This window comes from Paenibacillus sp. 102 (assembly GCF_039549175.1).
Lineage (GTDB): Bacteria > Bacillota > Bacilli > Bacillales > Bacillaceae_G > Bacillus_A.
Map to the genome: position 1 here is coordinate 1 of NZ_JBCGHT010000033.1, position 18,106 is coordinate 18,106.

12 protein-coding genes and 7 pseudogenes are annotated in these 18,106 nt (G+C 32.0%); 9 read left to right on the plus strand and 10 right to left on the minus strand.

Annotated elements, in window-relative coordinates; translation table 11 throughout:
* Window positions 1-125 precede the first annotated feature (125 nt).
* Window positions 126-512: pseudogene (locus AAIE21_RS28175) on the plus strand (IS4 family transposase); the annotation flags it as partial.
* A gap of 394 nt (window positions 513-906) precedes the next feature.
* Here the strand turns inward: AAIE21_RS28175 and AAIE21_RS28180 are convergent.
* Entirely contained in the window at window positions 907-1,896 is a 990-nt protein-coding gene (locus AAIE21_RS28180; RefSeq protein ID WP_343269724.1) for an ABC transporter substrate-binding protein, read from the minus strand.
* 449 nt (window positions 1,897-2,345) lie between these two features.
* On the opposite strand from AAIE21_RS28180, the gene AAIE21_RS28185 reads away from it, so the two are divergent.
* Both AAIE21_RS28185 and AAIE21_RS28190 read left to right on the plus strand, forming a co-directional pair.
* Window positions 2,346-2,519 carry a hypothetical protein gene (locus tag AAIE21_RS28185; protein WP_343269725.1) on the plus strand — a complete coding sequence of 58 codons (174 nt, stop codon included), beginning with the start codon at window positions 2,346-2,348 and terminating at the stop codon, window positions 2,517-2,519.
* 33 nt (window positions 2,520-2,552) lie between these two features.
* Window positions 2,553-2,804 (plus strand): annotated as a pseudogene (locus AAIE21_RS28190) (DDE-type integrase/transposase/recombinase); the annotation flags it as partial.
* Between the two features lie 159 nt (window positions 2,805-2,963).
* Here the strand turns inward: AAIE21_RS28190 and AAIE21_RS28195 are convergent.
* Both AAIE21_RS28195 and AAIE21_RS28200 read right to left on the minus strand, forming a co-directional pair.
* Window positions 2,964-3,818, minus strand: a complete 855-nt coding sequence (locus tag AAIE21_RS28195) for an Rpn family recombination-promoting nuclease/putative transposase (protein WP_343269726.1) — start codon at window positions 3,816-3,818, stop codon at window positions 2,964-2,966.
* A 69-nt stretch (window positions 3,819-3,887) separates the two neighbouring features.
* Window positions 3,888-4,319 (minus strand): annotated as a pseudogene (locus AAIE21_RS28200) (recombinase family protein); the annotation flags it as partial.
* A 1,416-nt stretch (window positions 4,320-5,735) separates the two neighbouring features.
* On the opposite strand from AAIE21_RS28200, the pseudogene AAIE21_RS28205 reads away from it, so the two are divergent.
* From AAIE21_RS28205 to AAIE21_RS29720, 3 genes and pseudogenes are all read left to right on the plus strand, one after another.
* A pseudogene (locus AAIE21_RS28205) lies at window positions 5,736-6,059 on the plus strand (helix-turn-helix domain-containing protein); the annotation flags it as partial.
* A gap of 25 nt (window positions 6,060-6,084) precedes the next feature.
* Entirely contained in the window at window positions 6,085-6,771 is a 687-nt protein-coding gene (locus AAIE21_RS28210; RefSeq protein WP_343269727.1) for an IS6 family transposase, read from the plus strand.
* A gap of 198 nt (window positions 6,772-6,969) precedes the next feature.
* A pseudogene (locus AAIE21_RS29720) lies at window positions 6,970-7,143 on the plus strand (transposase); the annotation flags it as partial.
* Window positions 7,144-7,281: 138 nt separating this feature from the next.
* Here AAIE21_RS29720 and AAIE21_RS28215 read toward each other — a convergent pair.
* Entirely contained in the window at window positions 7,282-8,598 is a 1,317-nt protein-coding gene (locus AAIE21_RS28215; protein ID WP_343269728.1) for an HlyD family efflux transporter periplasmic adaptor subunit, read from the minus strand.
* Window positions 8,591-10,810 carry a peptidase domain-containing ABC transporter gene (locus AAIE21_RS28220; protein WP_343269729.1) on the minus strand — a complete coding sequence of 740 codons (2,220 nt, stop codon included), beginning with the start codon at window positions 10,808-10,810 and terminating at the stop codon, window positions 8,591-8,593. Before AAIE21_RS28220 ends, AAIE21_RS28215 begins: the two co-directional genes overlap by 8 nt.
* 172 nt (window positions 10,811-10,982) lie before the next feature.
* Here AAIE21_RS28220 and AAIE21_RS28225 point away from each other — a divergent pair, with 172 nt between their 5' ends.
* Both AAIE21_RS28225 and AAIE21_RS28230 read left to right on the plus strand, forming a co-directional pair.
* Window positions 10,983-11,195: a hypothetical protein gene (locus AAIE21_RS28225; RefSeq protein ID WP_343269730.1), complete on the plus strand. Its 213-nt coding sequence runs from the start codon at window positions 10,983-10,985 to the stop codon at window positions 11,193-11,195.
* Between the two features lie 193 nt (window positions 11,196-11,388).
* Window positions 11,389-12,090 carry a CPBP family intramembrane glutamic endopeptidase gene (locus AAIE21_RS28230; RefSeq protein WP_343269731.1) on the plus strand — a complete coding sequence of 234 codons (702 nt, stop codon included), beginning with the start codon at window positions 11,389-11,391 and terminating at the stop codon, window positions 12,088-12,090.
* A 224-nt stretch (window positions 12,091-12,314) separates the two neighbouring features.
* Here the strand turns inward: AAIE21_RS28230 and AAIE21_RS28235 are convergent, their stop codons facing one another.
* Window positions 12,315-13,808: a peptide MFS transporter gene (locus tag AAIE21_RS28235; protein ID WP_343269732.1), complete on the minus strand. Its 1,494-nt coding sequence runs from the start codon at window positions 13,806-13,808 to the stop codon at window positions 12,315-12,317.
* A gap of 226 nt (window positions 13,809-14,034) precedes the next feature.
* Here AAIE21_RS28235 and AAIE21_RS28240 point away from each other — a divergent pair, with 226 nt between their 5' ends.
* Window positions 14,035-15,021 carry a DUF4046 domain-containing protein gene (locus AAIE21_RS28240; RefSeq protein ID WP_481858723.1) on the plus strand — a complete coding sequence of 329 codons (987 nt, stop codon included), beginning with the start codon at window positions 14,035-14,037 and terminating at the stop codon, window positions 15,019-15,021.
* 144 nt (window positions 15,022-15,165) lie between these two features.
* Here the strand turns inward: AAIE21_RS28240 and AAIE21_RS28245 are convergent.
* The 4 genes and pseudogenes from AAIE21_RS28245 to AAIE21_RS28260 form a co-directional block, all read right to left on the minus strand.
* A pseudogene (locus AAIE21_RS28245) lies at window positions 15,166-15,482 on the minus strand (hypothetical protein).
* Between the two features lie 203 nt (window positions 15,483-15,685).
* Window positions 15,686-15,826: pseudogene (locus AAIE21_RS28250) on the minus strand (sporulation protein YhbH); the annotation flags it as partial.
* Between the two features lie 148 nt (window positions 15,827-15,974).
* Window positions 15,975-16,430 (minus strand): DUF4274 domain-containing protein, encoded by a 456-nt coding sequence (locus AAIE21_RS28255; RefSeq protein ID WP_343269734.1) that lies wholly within the window; start codon window positions 16,428-16,430, stop codon window positions 15,975-15,977.
* A 24-nt stretch (window positions 16,431-16,454) separates the two neighbouring features.
* The coding region (locus tag AAIE21_RS28260; protein WP_343269735.1) for an AHH domain-containing protein at window positions 16,455-18,106 on the minus strand (1,652 nt) is incomplete at its 5' end.

Here is an 18,106-nt window from a genome sequence, read left to right on the forward strand (position 1 = left end):
AGGTCTCATAACCCTTTTGACGAAGTTTATGGGGTGAGCTGCTTGAGGGAAAACCTCACGAGCAGTTCTTATGGGGAGAGGCTGGAGACGGGCCGCAACTGATACCGCGCCAGTCTTTTACCCGACAGCTGTTATTTAAAATATGGAAATCTTGGTTTCAAATTCATCGTTGTAAATCTATTAAACAAGAGCGATTAGAATGTCACCTTTATGGGCAACTCATTAGTATTCTATTATGTTCTTCTACTATGTTTAAAATGCGAGAGCTCCTGTTACGTAAGAAACAAAAAGAGCTAAGTGAATATAAAGCGATGTACATAATTAAGGATTATTTTTTACTTTTTCATCAAGCATTACACAAAAACACCCAAGAGCTATCAAAGGTTCTCCTTCGTCTGTTTAACCTCCTACAGCATAACGGACGAAAATCTCATCGATACGAGAAAAAGACAGTCTTTGATATTTTGGGTGTTGTTTATGAGTATACCACTTCTACTCATCAGGTAGCATAGTAAAAAATTGAAACCCGTCAGGGTTTATTTGATATGCCTACTTTTATAAAATCTATAAAAGATAATAAAAACTATATGGAAAGACCGCATTTTGTATAAAAATATACCTTAAGTTGATGGATGTGGGGTAGCACCCCATGCCCATCAACTTAAGAACAAAAGCAGAGTGAACTTTCGTTCATATGAACGGAAATAGACATACAAAAACGCCATCCTTTCCTATGATTCTACAGAAAGAATAGCGTATTTTTTCATTTTAGGGGGGATTTTATTTTGTTAGCTTGATAGCGATGAGGTACTACCCCTTCAAAAGTTTCCATTAAAAAATAGTAAAAGCCGGAAAGTATTTTTATACTCTCCGGCCTTAATATAAAAAAATTAAGAAGTTGAAACCTTATTTGCTAAGCATAATTTTCTCAAGTTCATCTAACATTTTGTTAGCTGCAATTACACCACCAGCAGTATTCCAAACTGCATCACTAACTTCATGTGCATTTCCATTTTTAACAGCATTTAGATTTTTCCAAAGAGGATCGCTTGTCATTTCTTTTGCTTTATCTAAAGCTTTTTGATCATTTTCTGGAGCATATGTAAAGTAAAAAAGAACATCTCCATCCATTTTAGGAATCATTTCTTTTCCTACATCTATAGCAAGGTTGCCAAATTTACTGTTAGCAGTAAAAAGCTCTTTTTGCTGTTTCACACGTTTAAAACCTAATTGATCAAAAATAACTCCAGAAAAAGAATCTGTGTAATAAATACGAGAAGTTCCAGCCATAAAACGGACAACAGAAACTTCTTGATTTACTTTATCACCTAATTTTTGTTTTACATCTTCTAGGTGTGCATCAAATTTGCTTAATACTTTGTTTCCTTCTTCTTCACGATTTAAAGCTTTTGCATATAATTTAAAGTTTTCCTTCCAATCGCCTCCTAGTATATCTGAAAATACTGTTGGAGCAATTGCGCTTAATTTATCGTACACCTTTTCTTGGCGTACCCTATTACCAATAATTAAATCAGGTTTTAACGATGCAATTTTCTCTAAGTTGACTTCATGTTCAACCCCTACAACTTTAACATCTTTCATATCGCTTTTAATATGATCATACCATGGATCCCCTAGCCAAGATTTTACAGCACCAACAGGCTTTACTCCCATTGACAAAATCGCTTCTGTTCCTTCGTTAGTTAAAACAACAACTCGTTTAGGAGTTTTTGTAATCTTTGTTTCACCCATAGCATGTTTAACGGTATAACCTTGTTCTTTGTTTGATTTTGACTCTGTTTTTTCGTTTGACACTTCATTGCTACCACAAGCAGCTATGAACACTAAAAAAAGAGCTGACAATAAACTAAGTATCGTCTTTAAATATGTACGCATAGTAAGTCCTCCGATAAGTTCGATAATGATTTTCATTATTAATAATGATGTATACATTAATAAACTGTCAATGATATTTTGTCAGATATTTAGAAAATGCATTGAAATATCTGACAAAATACAAGAAATCAGCTAGATTGGACTACGGAAATGATTCAAAGAATAACCCTCCACATCTGAAAGTTTTTCAAATTTGGTGGTTGCTTTATATTATATTTTGTCCTGTAGTTTCCTATAAGGATCCAGCCCCATAGCCATCAAGCTAAAATTTTATAGTACCTCCCATAACAAAATTTTGTACTACTTGTAACAAAAAAGCACATTTTTTCGTTTTGGGGAGCAACCAAATTCTTAACTTGATGGTGATGTATAGTGACCCCTAATGTATGAATAACAAAATAAAATTTTCTTATACTAAGGTCGAAGAACGATTTAAGGAGGAGTAACGAATGACTGAGCAAAATCGGAATCAATCTGCCATTGACCAAGGGCGTAACAAAACAAAACGTGGGATTGAAGCAGCAGGCGATGCAGTACAAAATGCAATTGATGTTGTTGAAGATGCTGGAAAAGCAGCAGTTGACCGTATTTCTGATACAATTAAAGATGTTACAGCAAGATGATTTATTTGAGTCTCTGTTTTAATAGTTGATCAAAGAAAACAAGGATTTTATCAAACTACAATCCATTGTACAATCAAACATTTAAACAACCTTATTGAACAGGATCATAGGCATGTAAAGAGACGTTTTGCCAAATCTGCAGGATTTCAAAATCTTCGTCATGCTTCACGTACGATAAAAGGTATCGAGACCATTCATGCTCTATATAAACAAAGGCGAAGTCTTCAAAGAGACTCCGCCTTTTCAACGTACAATGAACTTCAACAATTATTAGCTACTTCTTAAACATTGCTTTTCATTTACCAACCTGTTTATGCTTTTTTCAAACTTTGCAACAGAACCATATTTATTAAATGCATCATGTATTTTTTTAGGAGTTGATGTTTAAAGGGCTAAATAAAAAAACTTTGCGAGATTTTCCGCAAAGTTTTTTTATAATACATATTATAATAGTAGTTTTCGTATTTCTTCTGTACTTAGACCAGTGAATTTTGCAATGTCTTCTAATGGCATACCATTCTTATGCATACCACGGATTAATTGGATTTTTCCTTCTTCACGAGCGTGTGCCAACTTGGCTTGTTCATCTAAAAGTAACTTTTCACGAGCTTCATAAGCTGTTCTGAAAGAAGAGTCATGGCTCATATTTTCCCACTTACTCATCGCCTTTTGTAAAATTGGATCTTGATTCATTGCAATCTCCTCCAATGTTTGAGTTAAATGTTCATCTTCATGTGCTGGTAGTAATAACATCCAACGAACAAATGCATTTTCCCATGGATTTATTTTTTCTTCACGCCATTGTTTGACCAATTTTGGAATTTCCACAAAATGAATTTCAATATCATCACTTAGTATCTGTTGCTTTTTGGGATTCCATAATTGTCCTATGGTGTGAAATGAATCATCCTGGGAGAATAATATAAAATCTAATAAGTTAATGGTAATTGTTTTCCGAAGTGAACGATACGGCATCCCTTCTTGCATTTGGGATGTATAGAGTTTACTCCAGTAATATAAAGATCGCTTTACCATATCATGTGTATTGCGAAGCTGTATCTCTATATTCACTTGCGTTCCGTTGTCTAATGTTGCTAATAAATCTAAAATGGATAACTTATCATCTTCATAAGCCTTATGAAGATGTGGGTCTTCCAATTGTAGAGATGAAATGGGTGCCTCTAAAGATTCCTCTAAAATTGCATTCAAGAAACCAGTTAAGATCTCTTCGTTCCCTTTCGTTCCGAATAACTGTTTAAAAGCAAAATCAATTCGTAAATTTACTAATTTTGTGGACATGGGTTTCCTCTCCCTGTCTTTCTTTTCTTCTTCTTATTTTATAAGATAACTTGTTATATAAGCAAATGCTTACCATTGTAGCTCCAATTCATCACAGTACACATCTAACTCAGTAAAACAGTTTTGTAAATCCGCTTCAAAATCAATTTCCTGAATTATGCTATCTACCTTTTTTTCTAAATCTGAAATTGTGGTATAAGGAACATAGAATATGTACTCCCCTAAACGTTGTTCCATATTGTATTGTGATATGAGAAAGGATTCGATATTCTTTCTAACTTTCCCCTTCCCACGTACAAATTTATTATTATTTTCTACACGTAACAACATACGAATAGTTGCTGTTTTTTCTTCTGTTTCCTCATTCTTTTGTACTTGTTTGTTTTCTCGTATGTATCGGTACAGTGTTGCTTGGCTAATGCCAGTCATATCTATAATTTCTCGAATACTATATTGCTCTGATTTATATAAATTTAATGCCTTTTGAATATAGGTATCTTTATTAAATGAATTTATTGTCAAAAAAAAAAAAAAAAGAACTTGTAGGAATCACTACAAGTTCTTTTTTCGATAATAATAGCAAGGGTAAAACAACATATTTCAACAGAAACACAAGGGAAACTACCTATGTAATAGTTTGTCTTTATTATATAACAAATAATACCATTTTAAAACATTTATTCTAAAAATTATGTAAATTTAAAAAAATAATACATTTCCTTCCTTGAAAATCCCATTTGTTCATTTCGTATAAATCATCTTAAATCAATATCTAAATCATAATAAATTAATAAAAATGTATGTATAGGTTAATAGAGAAGAATGGGGCATTATTACTTAATATACTATATTTATATTCATGTTTAATTAATTATAATAAAATGAATTTCATGTTGTAACCAACTATAATTCTTAAATATATGTAAGTCACTGACATTCTGGCCATGTATTTTTGAAAAGGTTTAAAATTGTATATTTTTTACAAAAACAAGATATAATTATTATTGAAGAGCAATTTGTAAGTCCCATTGAAATATGTGGTAAATTTACATGGGATATGAAATGCATATTCAAAAAGAGATAATGTACTAATAATAGTGCTCTTATCTCTTTTTTACTTATATTATATAGCAATTAATTGTAGGGAAATTAAACAAACGTTTGTTTAAGACATTTCGGCTTTAGGGATGTTACGTCTAATTTGTTCAATTTCATGTTTATTATATAGATTTTATATAACAAGGAAAAAAGTAGGGGAAGAGACACGAAAATCTCTTTGCAATCTACCGTTGATATATATCACAATATAATTCTAATTATTATATTGAATTTTTTCTTGCTATTGTTAGCTTATTGTTTTGTCGTGTTTCGTAAATAACAAAAAAAGACTTTATCCTTATGGGGGATAAAGTCTTTTTATCATATGTAGACTCACACAAATGATCTGCATATCAAATTCCTTTTGATAAACAGATCATTTGTATGATAATTTTTATAAATACTTGCTGAATAATAAACTTACATTACTGCTTTTAAAAGCTCTGTTACTAATGGAAGTACTCCACCTAAGAATGATAAAACTGCCATTGCGATTGCCATATTATTTCCTCCTCTTATGTTGTTGCTAAGATTTGATTTATCTTTATGCTTTTATTATAGTAAGCGCTTACAATTATATCAATATATTTTTATATGCAATATTACATATTATGATAAGGTCAACGTGTTGCTTTAAATAATAGTTTGTTCAAAAGTACTTACCAAACCCTTATTTTGTGGTAAATAGGGGGACAGGCGCATCGCTATCAAGCTAAGAAAATACAACTACCCTCAGAACGAGATTTTGTCCTAACTTGTAATAAAAAAGCTTGTTTTTTCGTTTTGGGCTGGAGTTGTTTTCTTAAGTTGATGGGCATGCTAGGTGATCCACTGTTAGACTGTTTTGTCAAAGATTTAATTCTTCAACTCTTGGCTATGATTGCGGAAAAGGAACGAACAGAAAGTAAAAGAAGACAGGCACAAGGAATAAAAATTGCGAAAGAAAAAGGGGTTTATCAAGGGCGACCAACCCTTTATGGATCAGATGCGCGAGATCCTCAAAAACAAGCTGTCTATTATCAAATCGTACAAATGTTAAATTCAGGATTACCTATAAAAAAGATTGCTGAAAAAAATGGCGTGACCAGACCAACGGTTTATCGGGTTCTGTTGCAAAGTTTTCTACATGAAGCTACACTCTAGAAAACAGGATCTAGGAGAATCAGACATGAGATATTTTAAAGGAAAACAATTCAAGCAAGATATTATTTTAGTAGCTGTCGGCTACTACTGCCGTTTTTCTTTAAGTTATCGCGATGTATCTGAAATCCTGAAAGAACGTGGTATTTCAGTGCACCCAACAACCATCATGCGATGGGTTCATGAATATGGCAATCTCATCTATCAAATTTGGAAAGTGAAAAATAAATCTGCACGCTTATCTTGGCATTTGGATGAGACTTATATCAAAGTTAAGGGAGAATGGCGTTATCTCTATCGTGCGATTGATAAAGATGGACGCACATTGGATATTCAAGTTCGTAAAAAACGGGATCATCAGGCTTCCTATGCCTTCATGAAAAGATTAGTAAAACATTTTGGAGAACCAACGGTTCTCACTACAGATAAAGCGCCGGCATTACTTTGCGCATTTAACAAATTAAGAAAACAAGGATTTTATCAAACTACAATTCATTGTACAATCAAACATTTAAACAATCTTATTGAACAGGATCATAGGCATGTAAAGAGACGTTTTGTCAAATCCGCAGGATTTCAAAATCTTCGTCATGCTTCACGTACGATTAAAGGTATTGAGACCATTCATGCCCTATATAAACAAAGGCGAAGTCTTCAAAGAGACTCCGCCTTTTCAACGTACAATGAACTTCAACAATTACTAGCTACTTCCTAAACATTGTTCCTCATTTACCAACCTGTTTATGCTTTTTTCAAACTTTGCAACAGAACCTTATAAAGTATATACAACTAAAGTCGAAGACTGTCGTGAGTGTCCGTTTCGTTCAAATTGTTTAAGCAAGACTGTTAAGTATAAACAGATAGCGAGACCACTGTTTCATGAATGTGGACTTTCTAATCAAAAACGGAAGAATATAAGAAGATTCGTCAGTTACGAAATATATGGTCCGAGGGAATGTTCGGTACCTTAAAACCGTATCATACCTTCGCAAAAACCTATGTGAGGAGCATTTCAAGAAATCAGGTAAAATGCCTCTTTTCAGCATTAGCTTTAAATCTCAAGCGGATGGTTCATGCCCTTTCCTAGAGGGCATGAATGGATAAGAATGTATAAAAAACAGAGAAAAGAAGAAAAAATAAAACTAAAAACAAAAACATAAGGAAAAGGAGGGAGAGTGCTTTGCGCTCTCCCCCTTTTGTCAACAGCCCCAATTAGTTGGATTTTTTATTTCGAAATGAAGTCTAATTTTCTTAATAAAAATCTCCATATAGGTTCTGATCCTGTTACAACAGAAGCTTTTCCAATCACTCCAGAAGGTAAAGATTGAATTTCTTTTAAATTAATTGTTCCTTCTAATTCATACATATATGATTTTGAATCTTTATCAAAAATGGGATGCACGGAAATATAAGAGACATATCCAACTTGTTGATTAGATTGATTTAATTGAAAGGAATATTGTATTTTATCCCCTTTATTTATCTCTTTTACTTCTTCTGGCGATAACAATAATTTTACTTTTTTACCAGATTCTTTTGGGACCACAAAAGCAATCTCTTGTCCAGGCTCTATCAAATTACCCTCTTGTAGTATATTTGAAAATTGAATAGTACCATCTATATGAGCTTTTATATTCATTGTATCATTCTGATGTTTAATAGTATCTAATTCTTGTCTTTTAGCCAAAATATCTTGCTCAATAGTTTCAATTCGTTCATTAATATCAATAATAAAACTTTGCTGATATTGTTTTAAAGCTTGCTTTTTTTGTGTTTGCTTTTCTTCTTTTACCTGCTTTATTTTTTGCCTTTCTTTTTCAAGGTACTCTTTTCTTTGTTCTATTCTTTTCTTTAAATTATTTTGTTGTGAACTCGCTAAATCGATTTGTTCTATAATAACTTCCGTATCTTCTTTTGAAATCTGTTCTTTATTTTTTTTCTTATTCAAAGAGTCAATTTCTCTTTGTATATTCTCATCTTCTGCTATTAATGACTGTAAATCGTCATCCAGTCTATCTTCAACACTATTCTCAACTATAGCATTCAATTCTAATTCCTTTTCACTATCTAATATTTTATATCCTTGTTCATATGCACTATATTCATCTCGAACTTTATCATTTTCGTTACTGTTAGAAAAAAGAGGCTTATTATTAGACACACTCTTTTTTAATTCGATAAGCATATTTTTTTTTGATTCTAAATGTAAAACGATAGAATCCAAGTTATTTTGTTCATCTACTAATTCTTGATTTTTAACCTGAAGAATAGTATCTCCTTTCCTTACATAATCACCAGAATGAACAGCAATATGACTTACTGTTCCTCCAATACGACTTTGAACCATACTGGCTTCTTTTTTTCCCTGTATAATAGCCGTTCCTTTACTTACAATATCTATTTTTCCAAAATAAGCCCAAAGACAAAAACCAATAAGAAAAGCAATTAGTAACCCTAAAAACGAGTTAATAAAACGCGGAGGTTTTTTTTCTAACAATTCAACACTATCTGTTAGTTGTTCAAAAGTATAAACTTTATTCATGTTGACCTCCTGGCATCATAAGAAATGACTCTTCAATATATTCTGCATGTATCGTTTGATTCTTCCACAGACGATAATATTCGCCTTTGTCTGATAACAACTTTCTATGTGAGCCTTCCTCAATAATAGAGCCTCGATGCATTACAAAAATTTGATCTGCATGTTGAATTGTACTTAAACGGTGTGCAATCATAATAACCGTTACTCTCTCATTTCCTAATTCTTTTAACATATCTGTGATATGTTTTTCAGTAGTAGAATCCAAGTTACTTGTTGCTTCATCTAGAATTAATATATCAGGATTTTTTAATAACGCTCTTGCAATAGCCAACCTTTGCTTTTGCCCACCAGACAAGTTGGAAGCATTTTCTTCTAATACAGTTTCATATCTTAACGGTAATTCACTTATAAAGTTATGCGCACAAGCTTTTTTTGTGGCCTGAATCACAACGTCTAATGAAATTTGATGCTCTAGACCAAAACATAAATTATCATAAATTGTTCCACTAAAGAAAAATGATTCTTGTGATACATAGGCAATTCGTTCACGCAGGGCTGTCCGATTAATCTCTTTTATATGGTAATCATCATAAAAAATATCTCCTTGTTGAGGTGTATAATAATTCATCAATAGCTTTGAAATTGTTGTTTTACCAGAACCGCTCTCTCCTACAAAAGCAATTTGATTCCCCTGTTCAATAGAAAAACTAAGATTATTTAAGACATTTCCTCTCGTACCATATCGGAAAGAAACATTTCGAAACTCAATGTTCCCAGATAAATATGTAGGAGATACTTTCCTATGCTCATTCTCGTCTTCCTCTAAATTCAACTCAAAAATTTCATTCAATCGTTCTGCTGCAACAATAGCTGATTGCATTTTAGGTTGTAAGTCAATTAAATTTTCAATTGGATCTAAAAAATAGATTAATAAAGCATTAAATGTAATTAATTCACCGATTGTCATATTTCCCTTTAATACTTGAGTAGCCCCTACCCATAGAATAACAACACCACCGAGTAGCTCGAGTATCATTCGAATTGAAGATTGTAAATTATCAAGTTTTCCTAAACGAAATCCATATTCTAAGAATTTTATAAATCGTTTCTCAACTTGAAAGAAAACTTCTTTTTCAGCATTATAGGATTTGATAGTTCCCATTCCACTAAGCGATTCTATCATATAGGAGTTCAAATTCGCGCCACTCTCCATAACTTTGCGATTAAGAACTTCATACGACTTACGAAACACAAAAACAATAATCACATAAAATGGAACTAGTAAAAGAGTAACCAGAAATAACGATAAATTTTTGGTTAGTAATACACAAGTACCAAAAAGAATCATCAAAATATCAATTACTAGTGTTATAGCTGTTGTAGATAGCACTTCATGAACCCTACCAGCATCTGAAAAACGTGAGATAATCTCTCCTACTTTTCTAGTTTCAAAGAAATTAATTGGCAACTTAATAACATGCCGATAGTACCCAAGCATAAGTTGTATGTCAATTCGTCGGCTGAAATATAAAATTAAGTGTGTTCTAAAATAAGATAATAGAACTTTAAAAACATATAAAATAATCATTCCTAATGAAATGATATGCAACGTATTTAGTGATTGATTAGGTACAATGTCATCAATTAGTAATTGAAAATAAAATACTCCTATAAATCCAAATAAATTAAGAAATATGGACGCAAAAAATAAAGGTACTAATAAATTCAACTGTGGTTTCAACAAACTTAAAAATTGAGAAAGTGCTCCTTTAGACGCTTTTTCTTTTTTGAAATATTTTCCTGGCTGTAGTAAGACTAGAACTCCTGTCCATAAATCAGCAAAATCCTCTATATTATATGTAATCAGACCTTTATCCGGATCAGCAATGAATATTTTATTTCTTTTAATTTTATGGACCACCACATAATGCAGTACACCTTCTTCAGTGATTACATGAGCGATAGCTGGTAAAGGAATTTCTGTTATTACACTTGTATCAGTTACTTTTACTCCTCTCGCATCAAAACCTAATCGTTCAGAAGCTTCTAACAAACCTTTTATGTTTGTCCCCAGTAAATCTGTTCCTGCAACTTCCCTAATTTTAGAGATAGACATAGTAAGCCCATAATATTTAGAAATCATGGCTAGGCATGCTGGACCACAATCTTTTAAATCAGATTGCCTAATAAATGGAAAATGTTTTCTAATCAATAAATATCCCTTCTTTCTAGAATATACGAATATGCAAATTTGCATTTTTTTTAAAATAGTAAAAATCTTCTAGACATAACGTGTCACATTTATATATAATACAATAAACCGGTTAAATTTAATATTCGAATATCTAATTTTTAAAAAATAATTAATAAGGGGTATACAATTTATGGAACTTAAATTACAAGATTTAACACAAGAAGAAATGCTAAACATTGATGGTGGTAAAGGTAGTAAAAGTAAACAGCCTAAAAAGAAAAGAGATTGGGAAAGCATTATCGATTACGGCATTGAAGCTGGCAAATGGATTTACAAAAACGCTGGTTCAGCAGGACAAGTTGATTCTCGATATAAACATGGTGCACCTGGAAGAAAATTTTAATATAAGATAATATAAGACCCTAGCTACTATTAGCTAGGGTCTTATATTATCTTATATTAAATAGTAAAATTTATTAATTTTTACATACTTTAAGTTATAATTTAAAATTCAAGATGAACATTAATAACATAGTTTTTAATTATTCATCTACTTTCGCAAAACTTTAAAATAAAATATAAAGGACTTAACATCTATGACTAATTTACATAATCAAAACTTGATTTCATGGAAACAATTTATTTTAGGAACACTATTAATATCTATTTTTGTACCAATGATTTTGGGAATTTCATTAAAAATAGTATTCTCATCACATGCAATTAAACAATCATTTAATAATACTAGTTTGGAGGTATTGGAAAATTTCTCATTAGATCTTGCTATACTTTTAGTTACCCTTTACTTTATTCTTAAATACAAACCTTTTTACAATCTAATATTATCTACGCTTAACATTAAATCTCTAAATCAAGGTAAGACATACTTATATATTTTGATTGCAAATATAAGCACAATTCTATTGGCTGATACAACAATTCTCATCTCAAATGATTCTGGAAATAGACAAGCAACAAATTTAGGGATAGAAACATTATCCGAACAATCTTTCACAATATACACGATTGCTATATTATCAATTGGATTATTAGGACCTATTTTTGAAGAAATCTTATATCGTGGGATTATTCTTAGATTTTTAGAAATCAGGTATTCTTTTTTTACTGGGTTAATTATATCCAGTTTATTATTTGGTTTAGCTCATGACTATGACTTTGCATTCATTATTTTTGCAACTCTAACAAGTATAATTGATGGTTTACTCTATAAGAAAACGAACTCAATAATCCCAGTAATAATTGGACATATGACTTACAATTTATATACATTCATATAATCGTAATCAATGAAAAGACGCATTATTTAAAATTATATTTCGCAAGATTATAAGTGCGAGAATTTTATATAACAATAGAACGATTATTACTTAAATGTTCCATACATGCCATAACTCAAATTTTATTGTTTATAAAGGTACATTTTTAGGGAATCATGCTATCAAATGCTAAAAAAAGATGTGCACACAAGATTGTTATACAACACTCTTGTGGCACATCTTTTTTAGTGGATACCTTTCATAAGTTCTTTAATTTTAGGTGCCATAAAATATAAAATAATACTTAAAATGATTGATAATCCACCAATTGCACCGAAATAAATAATTTCTGTCTCTGGAGTATACAAACGAACGAGTTGAGCATTTATAGCTTGTGCAGCAGCACTAGTTAAGAACCATAAACTCATTGTTTGAGCAGAGAAAGCAGCTGGTGCTAATTTTGTTGTAATTGATAAACCTACTGGTGATAAGCAAAGTTCCCCGATTACTACTAAGAGGAAGCTAATGACTAACCACATAGGGCTTACTAGCGATTCTGTACCATGGATATAAGCAGGGATAATCATAACTAAGAATGATAAACCAGCAAATAGTAAACCTATAGCAAACTTATGCGCCGTACTAGGTTGACGTGAATTAAGCTTTACCCACAACCAAGCAAAGACTGGTGCTAATAAAACGATATAAATAGGATTTAATGATTGGAACCATGAAGATTGAAGTTCTAAACCTGCAAATTTTAACTGAGTACGTTGATCAGCATATGTAGCTAAGATTATAGCTCCTTGTTCTTGAATAGCCCAGAACATTGTAGCAGCAATAAATAATGGTATGTAAGCAATAAGACGAGATTTTTCAACTTCTGTAGTTTTTGGACTACGATACATAAAAATAAAGTAACAAGTTGGGATAACAACCCCTAAGATACTTACTAATAAAGTAAAACGATTAATAGTTAAAATACCTGTTGGTATCGTTGCAAGACATAATAGTAATATAGCTACTATACCAATACTAAACTGTTTAATTACTTTTTTTCTTTCACTGCCTGTTAAAGGATTTGGTACTTGTGTTCCTGCTAAACCAAGATTCTTCTTTTTTGTAAGAACAAAGATGATTAATCCTAATAGCATACCAATTGCAGCAATACCAAAACCTAAATGGAAATTATACTGTTGACCTATTGTTCCAACAATAAAAGGAGATAAAAATGCCCCTAAGTTAATTCCCATATAGAAAATACTGAATCCAGAGTCCCGACGTGTATCTGTTTCACTATATAAATCACCAACAATGCTAGATACGTTTGGTTTTAATAAACCTGTTCCCAGTACTAAAAATACCATAGAGATGAATAACATACTAACAGTACCAGGTAGTGCTAAAATAAGGTGGCCTATCATAATTAAAACTCCACCCCAAAAAACTGTTCTACTTGAACCTAATAGACGATCGGCAACCCAACCACCAATAATACCAGACATGTAGACTAGAGATCCATAGATGGCCATAATTGATGCAGCAGTTGCATGGTCCATTCCTAGTCCACCTTTTGAAATTGCATAATACATATAGTAGAGTAATATAGCTCTCATACCATAGTAAGAGAATCTTTCCCAAAACTCTGTAAAGAATAACGTAAACAGCCCCTTAGGATGTCCAAAAAAACCTTTTTGCGGAATAGTCTGAATAATATCGTTTTTGCCTAGTTTACCCATAACTTTAAGCTCCTTTTATTTATATAGATAAAATTATACTATTTTAGTATAACTGAAGAATTAGAAAAATAAAATAAATATTTACTTCATTAATTATTTGATTTTTAATAAAATACTAAATTTTTATTTTTATATGATATCATTATAATTGAAATTAACGATAAGTTACTTAATCTATAAAATACATAAACGTTCACATAATTGTAGGAGGGTTTAGGAGTTGCAAATGCAAGCAGTTGCTATAGAAGATATTTATCAAGAAATATTAGATGGACAGAGAAGTAGATTTCCTGCAAATACATGGAAAGAAGACGAAAATAATAAAATGTCCCGAAGGGTAACAAAATATTTAATTGAAACAATTTTAAAATGGGATGAAGAAGACATTAGACAAAAATGGAATACAGCGTTACTTGTAAAGTATAGACTACGAGGCTTGCTCAAACATAGCTATGACAATAGCCCATATAAAGCGATTGATGATTTATATCCAAATCACTTCAAAGAATGGGAATTTGGTATGGCCCCTTTGAATTTTTGGACTAAAGAAAAAGCATTAGAAGCCTTAAAATGGACTATTGAAGAAAAAGAGAAGTTATCCCCAAAAAAGCTGTTGAAATTATACGGAAAAAAATGGTTAGAACAAAACAAACTTGCTGCACCTCTGACTATGTATTGGAATGGTAGTCCTTATGCAATGATTAATGATTTATATCCAAAACAGTTTAAAGAATGGGAATTATCTATGACTCCTAATAACTTCTGGACTAAGGAAAAAGCATTAGAAGCCTTAAAATGGACTATTGAAGAAAAGGAAAAATTAACTATTAAGCAATTACTTGAGGTTTATAATATACAATGGTTAACAACTCATAGGTTGGTATCCGCTTGTCAATTAATTTGGGGAAATAGTCCGTATAGAATGCTCAATGACTTATATTCAGGGCATTTTAAAGAGTGGGAATTTAAAGTTACACCTGCAGGCTATTGGTCTAAAAACAAGGCATTAGAAGCATTAAGGTGGACCATTGAAGAGAAAGAACAGTTGACTGAAAAACAGCTATTACAAGTATATAATCAAAGATGGCTGATAAAGCAAAAGCTATGGACACCATTAAAAAGATATTGGAAAGGAAGTCCATATGAAATGCTCAATGCTTTATATCCAAATCGTTTTTCAAAAAATATGTTAAATGGATACTTTAAAAATTAATTGAGGGACTGACTATATGACATTATCTTCCTCACTTAAACAAACTAAATTAGCAAATAATCTCCAGTTTCATCTATAGTCAAAGACAATAACCAAAAAACCCTACAATACATAGATTGTGGGGTTCTTAAAATATATTGTATTCTAGAAGTTTCTGATATTGATTGCAAAATGAGGCTTGAATCTCACTTCAATAAACTTTTTTTGTTCTGTGCATTGAATATGTAGCGTATCATTACGAGAATAGACTCGTTCTACAGACCCAGATTAACAACAAACAAACATCCTTCATTATAAGATAAACTTAATTTAACTTTATTTTCATAGTATGACATAATCATTACTAATTCAAACCCCAGATTGTCCACTTTACTATATCTATATATCCCAGCACCAGAAATAATAAAATCTTCGAGTTCACTCTCGAATAGTTCTAATAGTTCGTATTCATCATATTGAATGTATAATTACATGTCGCCTTTCCTTTAAATAATTTATACCCATTAAAGGTTCTGTTGCAAAACTTCAAGGCAATTGCAAGTAGTCTCAAAACATTACCATTGTAGCGAAATATATATCCTAAAACATCACTCCATTTTCTCAACAATCCTAAACCTCATGATTCCTTATCTTCTTTTCAACAACTAATAAATATATAATACATTTAATTTTCTTTACAAAAAAACTTTTTAAGACAATTAAATACATCTCTCTTATTCTTCAATATATAATACCTAAACCTTTCATCAGTAATGTCTTTATAAACAGAAAAAAGGGTAGATGATGAACGATTATACTGGTTTAATTAGCAGGGATGTAACCAAATTTAAATATATTCTGTTCCCAAAACTCACTTGTAGCTTTATTATTTTTGCCTCAAGAAATAATGTCCTCCCATAAATAACATTATAACCAAACTCATTTATTTACTGTAATGAGTTTTTTATGCTTATTTATATTTTAGGAATATCAATTATATTTCCTGGTGACTCACTAATAAGAATATCTGAAATACTTGGGTTGCTTTTTTTTAACTTGAATATTTGAATTTTTGTTAATTCAGGGTTAAATGATACATTTTGTGTTTTAAACTCCAAATTCATAATTTTATTTTGAATTTTTAATATAAAAACCTTCCATTCTTGTAATGGAGAATTCGAAACTTCCTCCGGACTTTCTAATAGTCGATATCCATCCGCATAATGAAACATTAGTAATCCCGTTCCTAAGTCACAATCTTTATTTTCAAGAATTGCATTTGGTATATCAAATCCACTATTCCAATTATAATTTGCTGCAAAACAATGAAGGATTATTGGATTATCTATATTCTTTATTCGGCTAATTGTATCCTCTTTATTTGTATTATAAAGTAATTCTTCAAGCAAACTAATATCTTTATTTTCCATTACACCTTACCACCTTACTGATATTTACTTATTTTGTATTTCCAATTGTTTTAGCTTTCTTTCCCAAAGTTCTACTGTTGCACCTTGGCTTGGGTACAATGGTAAACCATTCCCCTGTAATTTTCTTAAATTTTTTTGCAAATCATATACCTGCTTTTGTAAACTATCAATACTTTGGTTAATATCCATTTTATTTAACGCTCTTGCAACTACTTCATTGTAAACAGAATGATATCCTCTGTGTCTAGCCATTGTACTTATATTATCATCTGGTACTCTTAGAAAAATACCGTTTGATGAGTCATCAAAGTTCATACCTATCTTTTCAATTACAGGATTATCTGCCATTTCAGAAGGAATAATATGCTGTGCTTGATATCCACTCCATTTAGTTGAACGTTTAAGCCCCATTTCTGTCATCATATTTTTTCCTAATTTAGTAGAGTTTCCTCCTGTTACAACACCCGGAGTACCAGGAATAATCCTATTACCATTACCCGTACCCTTAGTTTCACTCTTAGCAACAGAAAATAACGTGCCAAGTGTTTTTCTTTCCTCTACACTCCCAACGCCAGCTGCCGAAGTTTCAGGGGATAAATCCCGGATCTCCATATTTCTAATTTTCTCCAAGGCATTCTTCATACCCGGCAACTTATTCGTTAATGCTGCTACTTCTTCCGACTTACCAACTATTTTACCGCTTTTCCCTGCTGCTTGAAAGAGATTTGCACCCTCTGCGATTTTCCCTCCATTCACTACGGCCGCTACTTCACCGACGCCGACACAAAAACTACCAATATCAAATATCATGCCACCAAAAGCATAAGGGTCGGTCATGGCTTTTTCTACATAATCTTTCACTGCGTTGTACATTTCTTTTTCGTCTTTTCTATAGGTTCTAGCAAGGTTATCCAGCACGGGAATTTTGTCCGTTAGTTCGGGATTATTTAAGAAATTACTAAGATGAGGATCCTTAGTTGTGATATAGCCTACAATCCCATATTCGGCCAGTTTCTTCGTACCTTCCCAAGTCGCATCGAGATCGTCCAGTTTCCATTGTTCTGTTTCTACGCCACGTATCTTGTTAATACCCAATTCACCAAGCTCTAGGGCTAGGTAAACTGATTTTATTACACCTATCGCAGCCCCACTAATTGCGGAACCTGCCTTGCCTATAAAACCTTCTAACACTAAGGCTTCATCAGAAAGTCTTTTCAGGGCAGGATAGTTCGTGCCTAACATCCCTAACCATCTTGTTCCTTTTTCTAATCCATCCCATTTCTTACCGAAACTAGCAGAAACGTCTTGAAGCCACGCCTCCGCTGGATGATGGTTCGCCCATTCCTCTCGCTTTTTCTTCATTTCTCTTTCAGCTTGAAGTTGCGCCTCTTTTTCCGCCTTCGTGATTTGTGTATCCATTTCATGAATGCCTTTTGCCAACGCATCTTGCGCAAAGAAAGCTTGAAGTTGCGGATCAGTATAAGATAAACTGCCCATCTTTCCTGCAATTTGAACTTGTTTGTTTAGGTTATCGAGGATTTTTTCCGCATTGCTTTCTGCTTTTTTGCTTTCAAATTGCTGTACTTTTTGAATCGTATCCTCTAGTTCTTTACTGGCTGCAACCAGTTTTTCATCAAACTGGCTTCTCGGCATACTCAATGAAATCAAATCGTTCA

Coding starts and splice junctions, on each gene's coding strand:
- AAIE21_RS28180 (WP_343269724.1), bottom strand. CDS start 1,896: ATGCGTACATATTTAAAGACGATACTTAGTTTATTGTCAGCTCTTTTT.
- AAIE21_RS28185 (WP_343269725.1), top strand. CDS start 2,346: ATGACTGAGCAAAATCGGAATCAATCTGCCATTGACCAAGGGCGTAAC.
- AAIE21_RS28195 (WP_343269726.1), bottom strand. CDS start 3,818: ATGTCCACAAAATTAGTAAATTTACGAATTGATTTTGCTTTTAAACAG.
- AAIE21_RS28210 (WP_343269727.1), top strand. CDS start 6,085: ATGAGATATTTTAAAGGAAAACAATTCAAGCAAGATATTATTTTAGTA.
- AAIE21_RS28215 (WP_343269728.1), bottom strand. CDS start 8,598: ATGAATAAAGTTTATACTTTTGAACAACTAACAGATAGTGTTGAATTG.
- AAIE21_RS28225 (WP_343269730.1), top strand. CDS start 10,983: ATGGAACTTAAATTACAAGATTTAACACAAGAAGAAATGCTAAACATT.
- AAIE21_RS28230 (WP_343269731.1), top strand. CDS start 11,389: ATGACTAATTTACATAATCAAAACTTGATTTCATGGAAACAATTTATT.
- AAIE21_RS28235 (WP_343269732.1), bottom strand. CDS start 13,808: ATGGGTAAACTAGGCAAAAACGATATTATTCAGACTATTCCGCAAAAA.
- AAIE21_RS28240 (WP_481858723.1), top strand. CDS start 14,035: ATGCAAGCAGTTGCTATAGAAGATATTTATCAAGAAATATTAGATGGA.
- AAIE21_RS28255 (WP_343269734.1), bottom strand. CDS start 16,430: ATGGAAAATAAAGATATTAGTTTGCTTGAAGAATTACTTTATAATACA.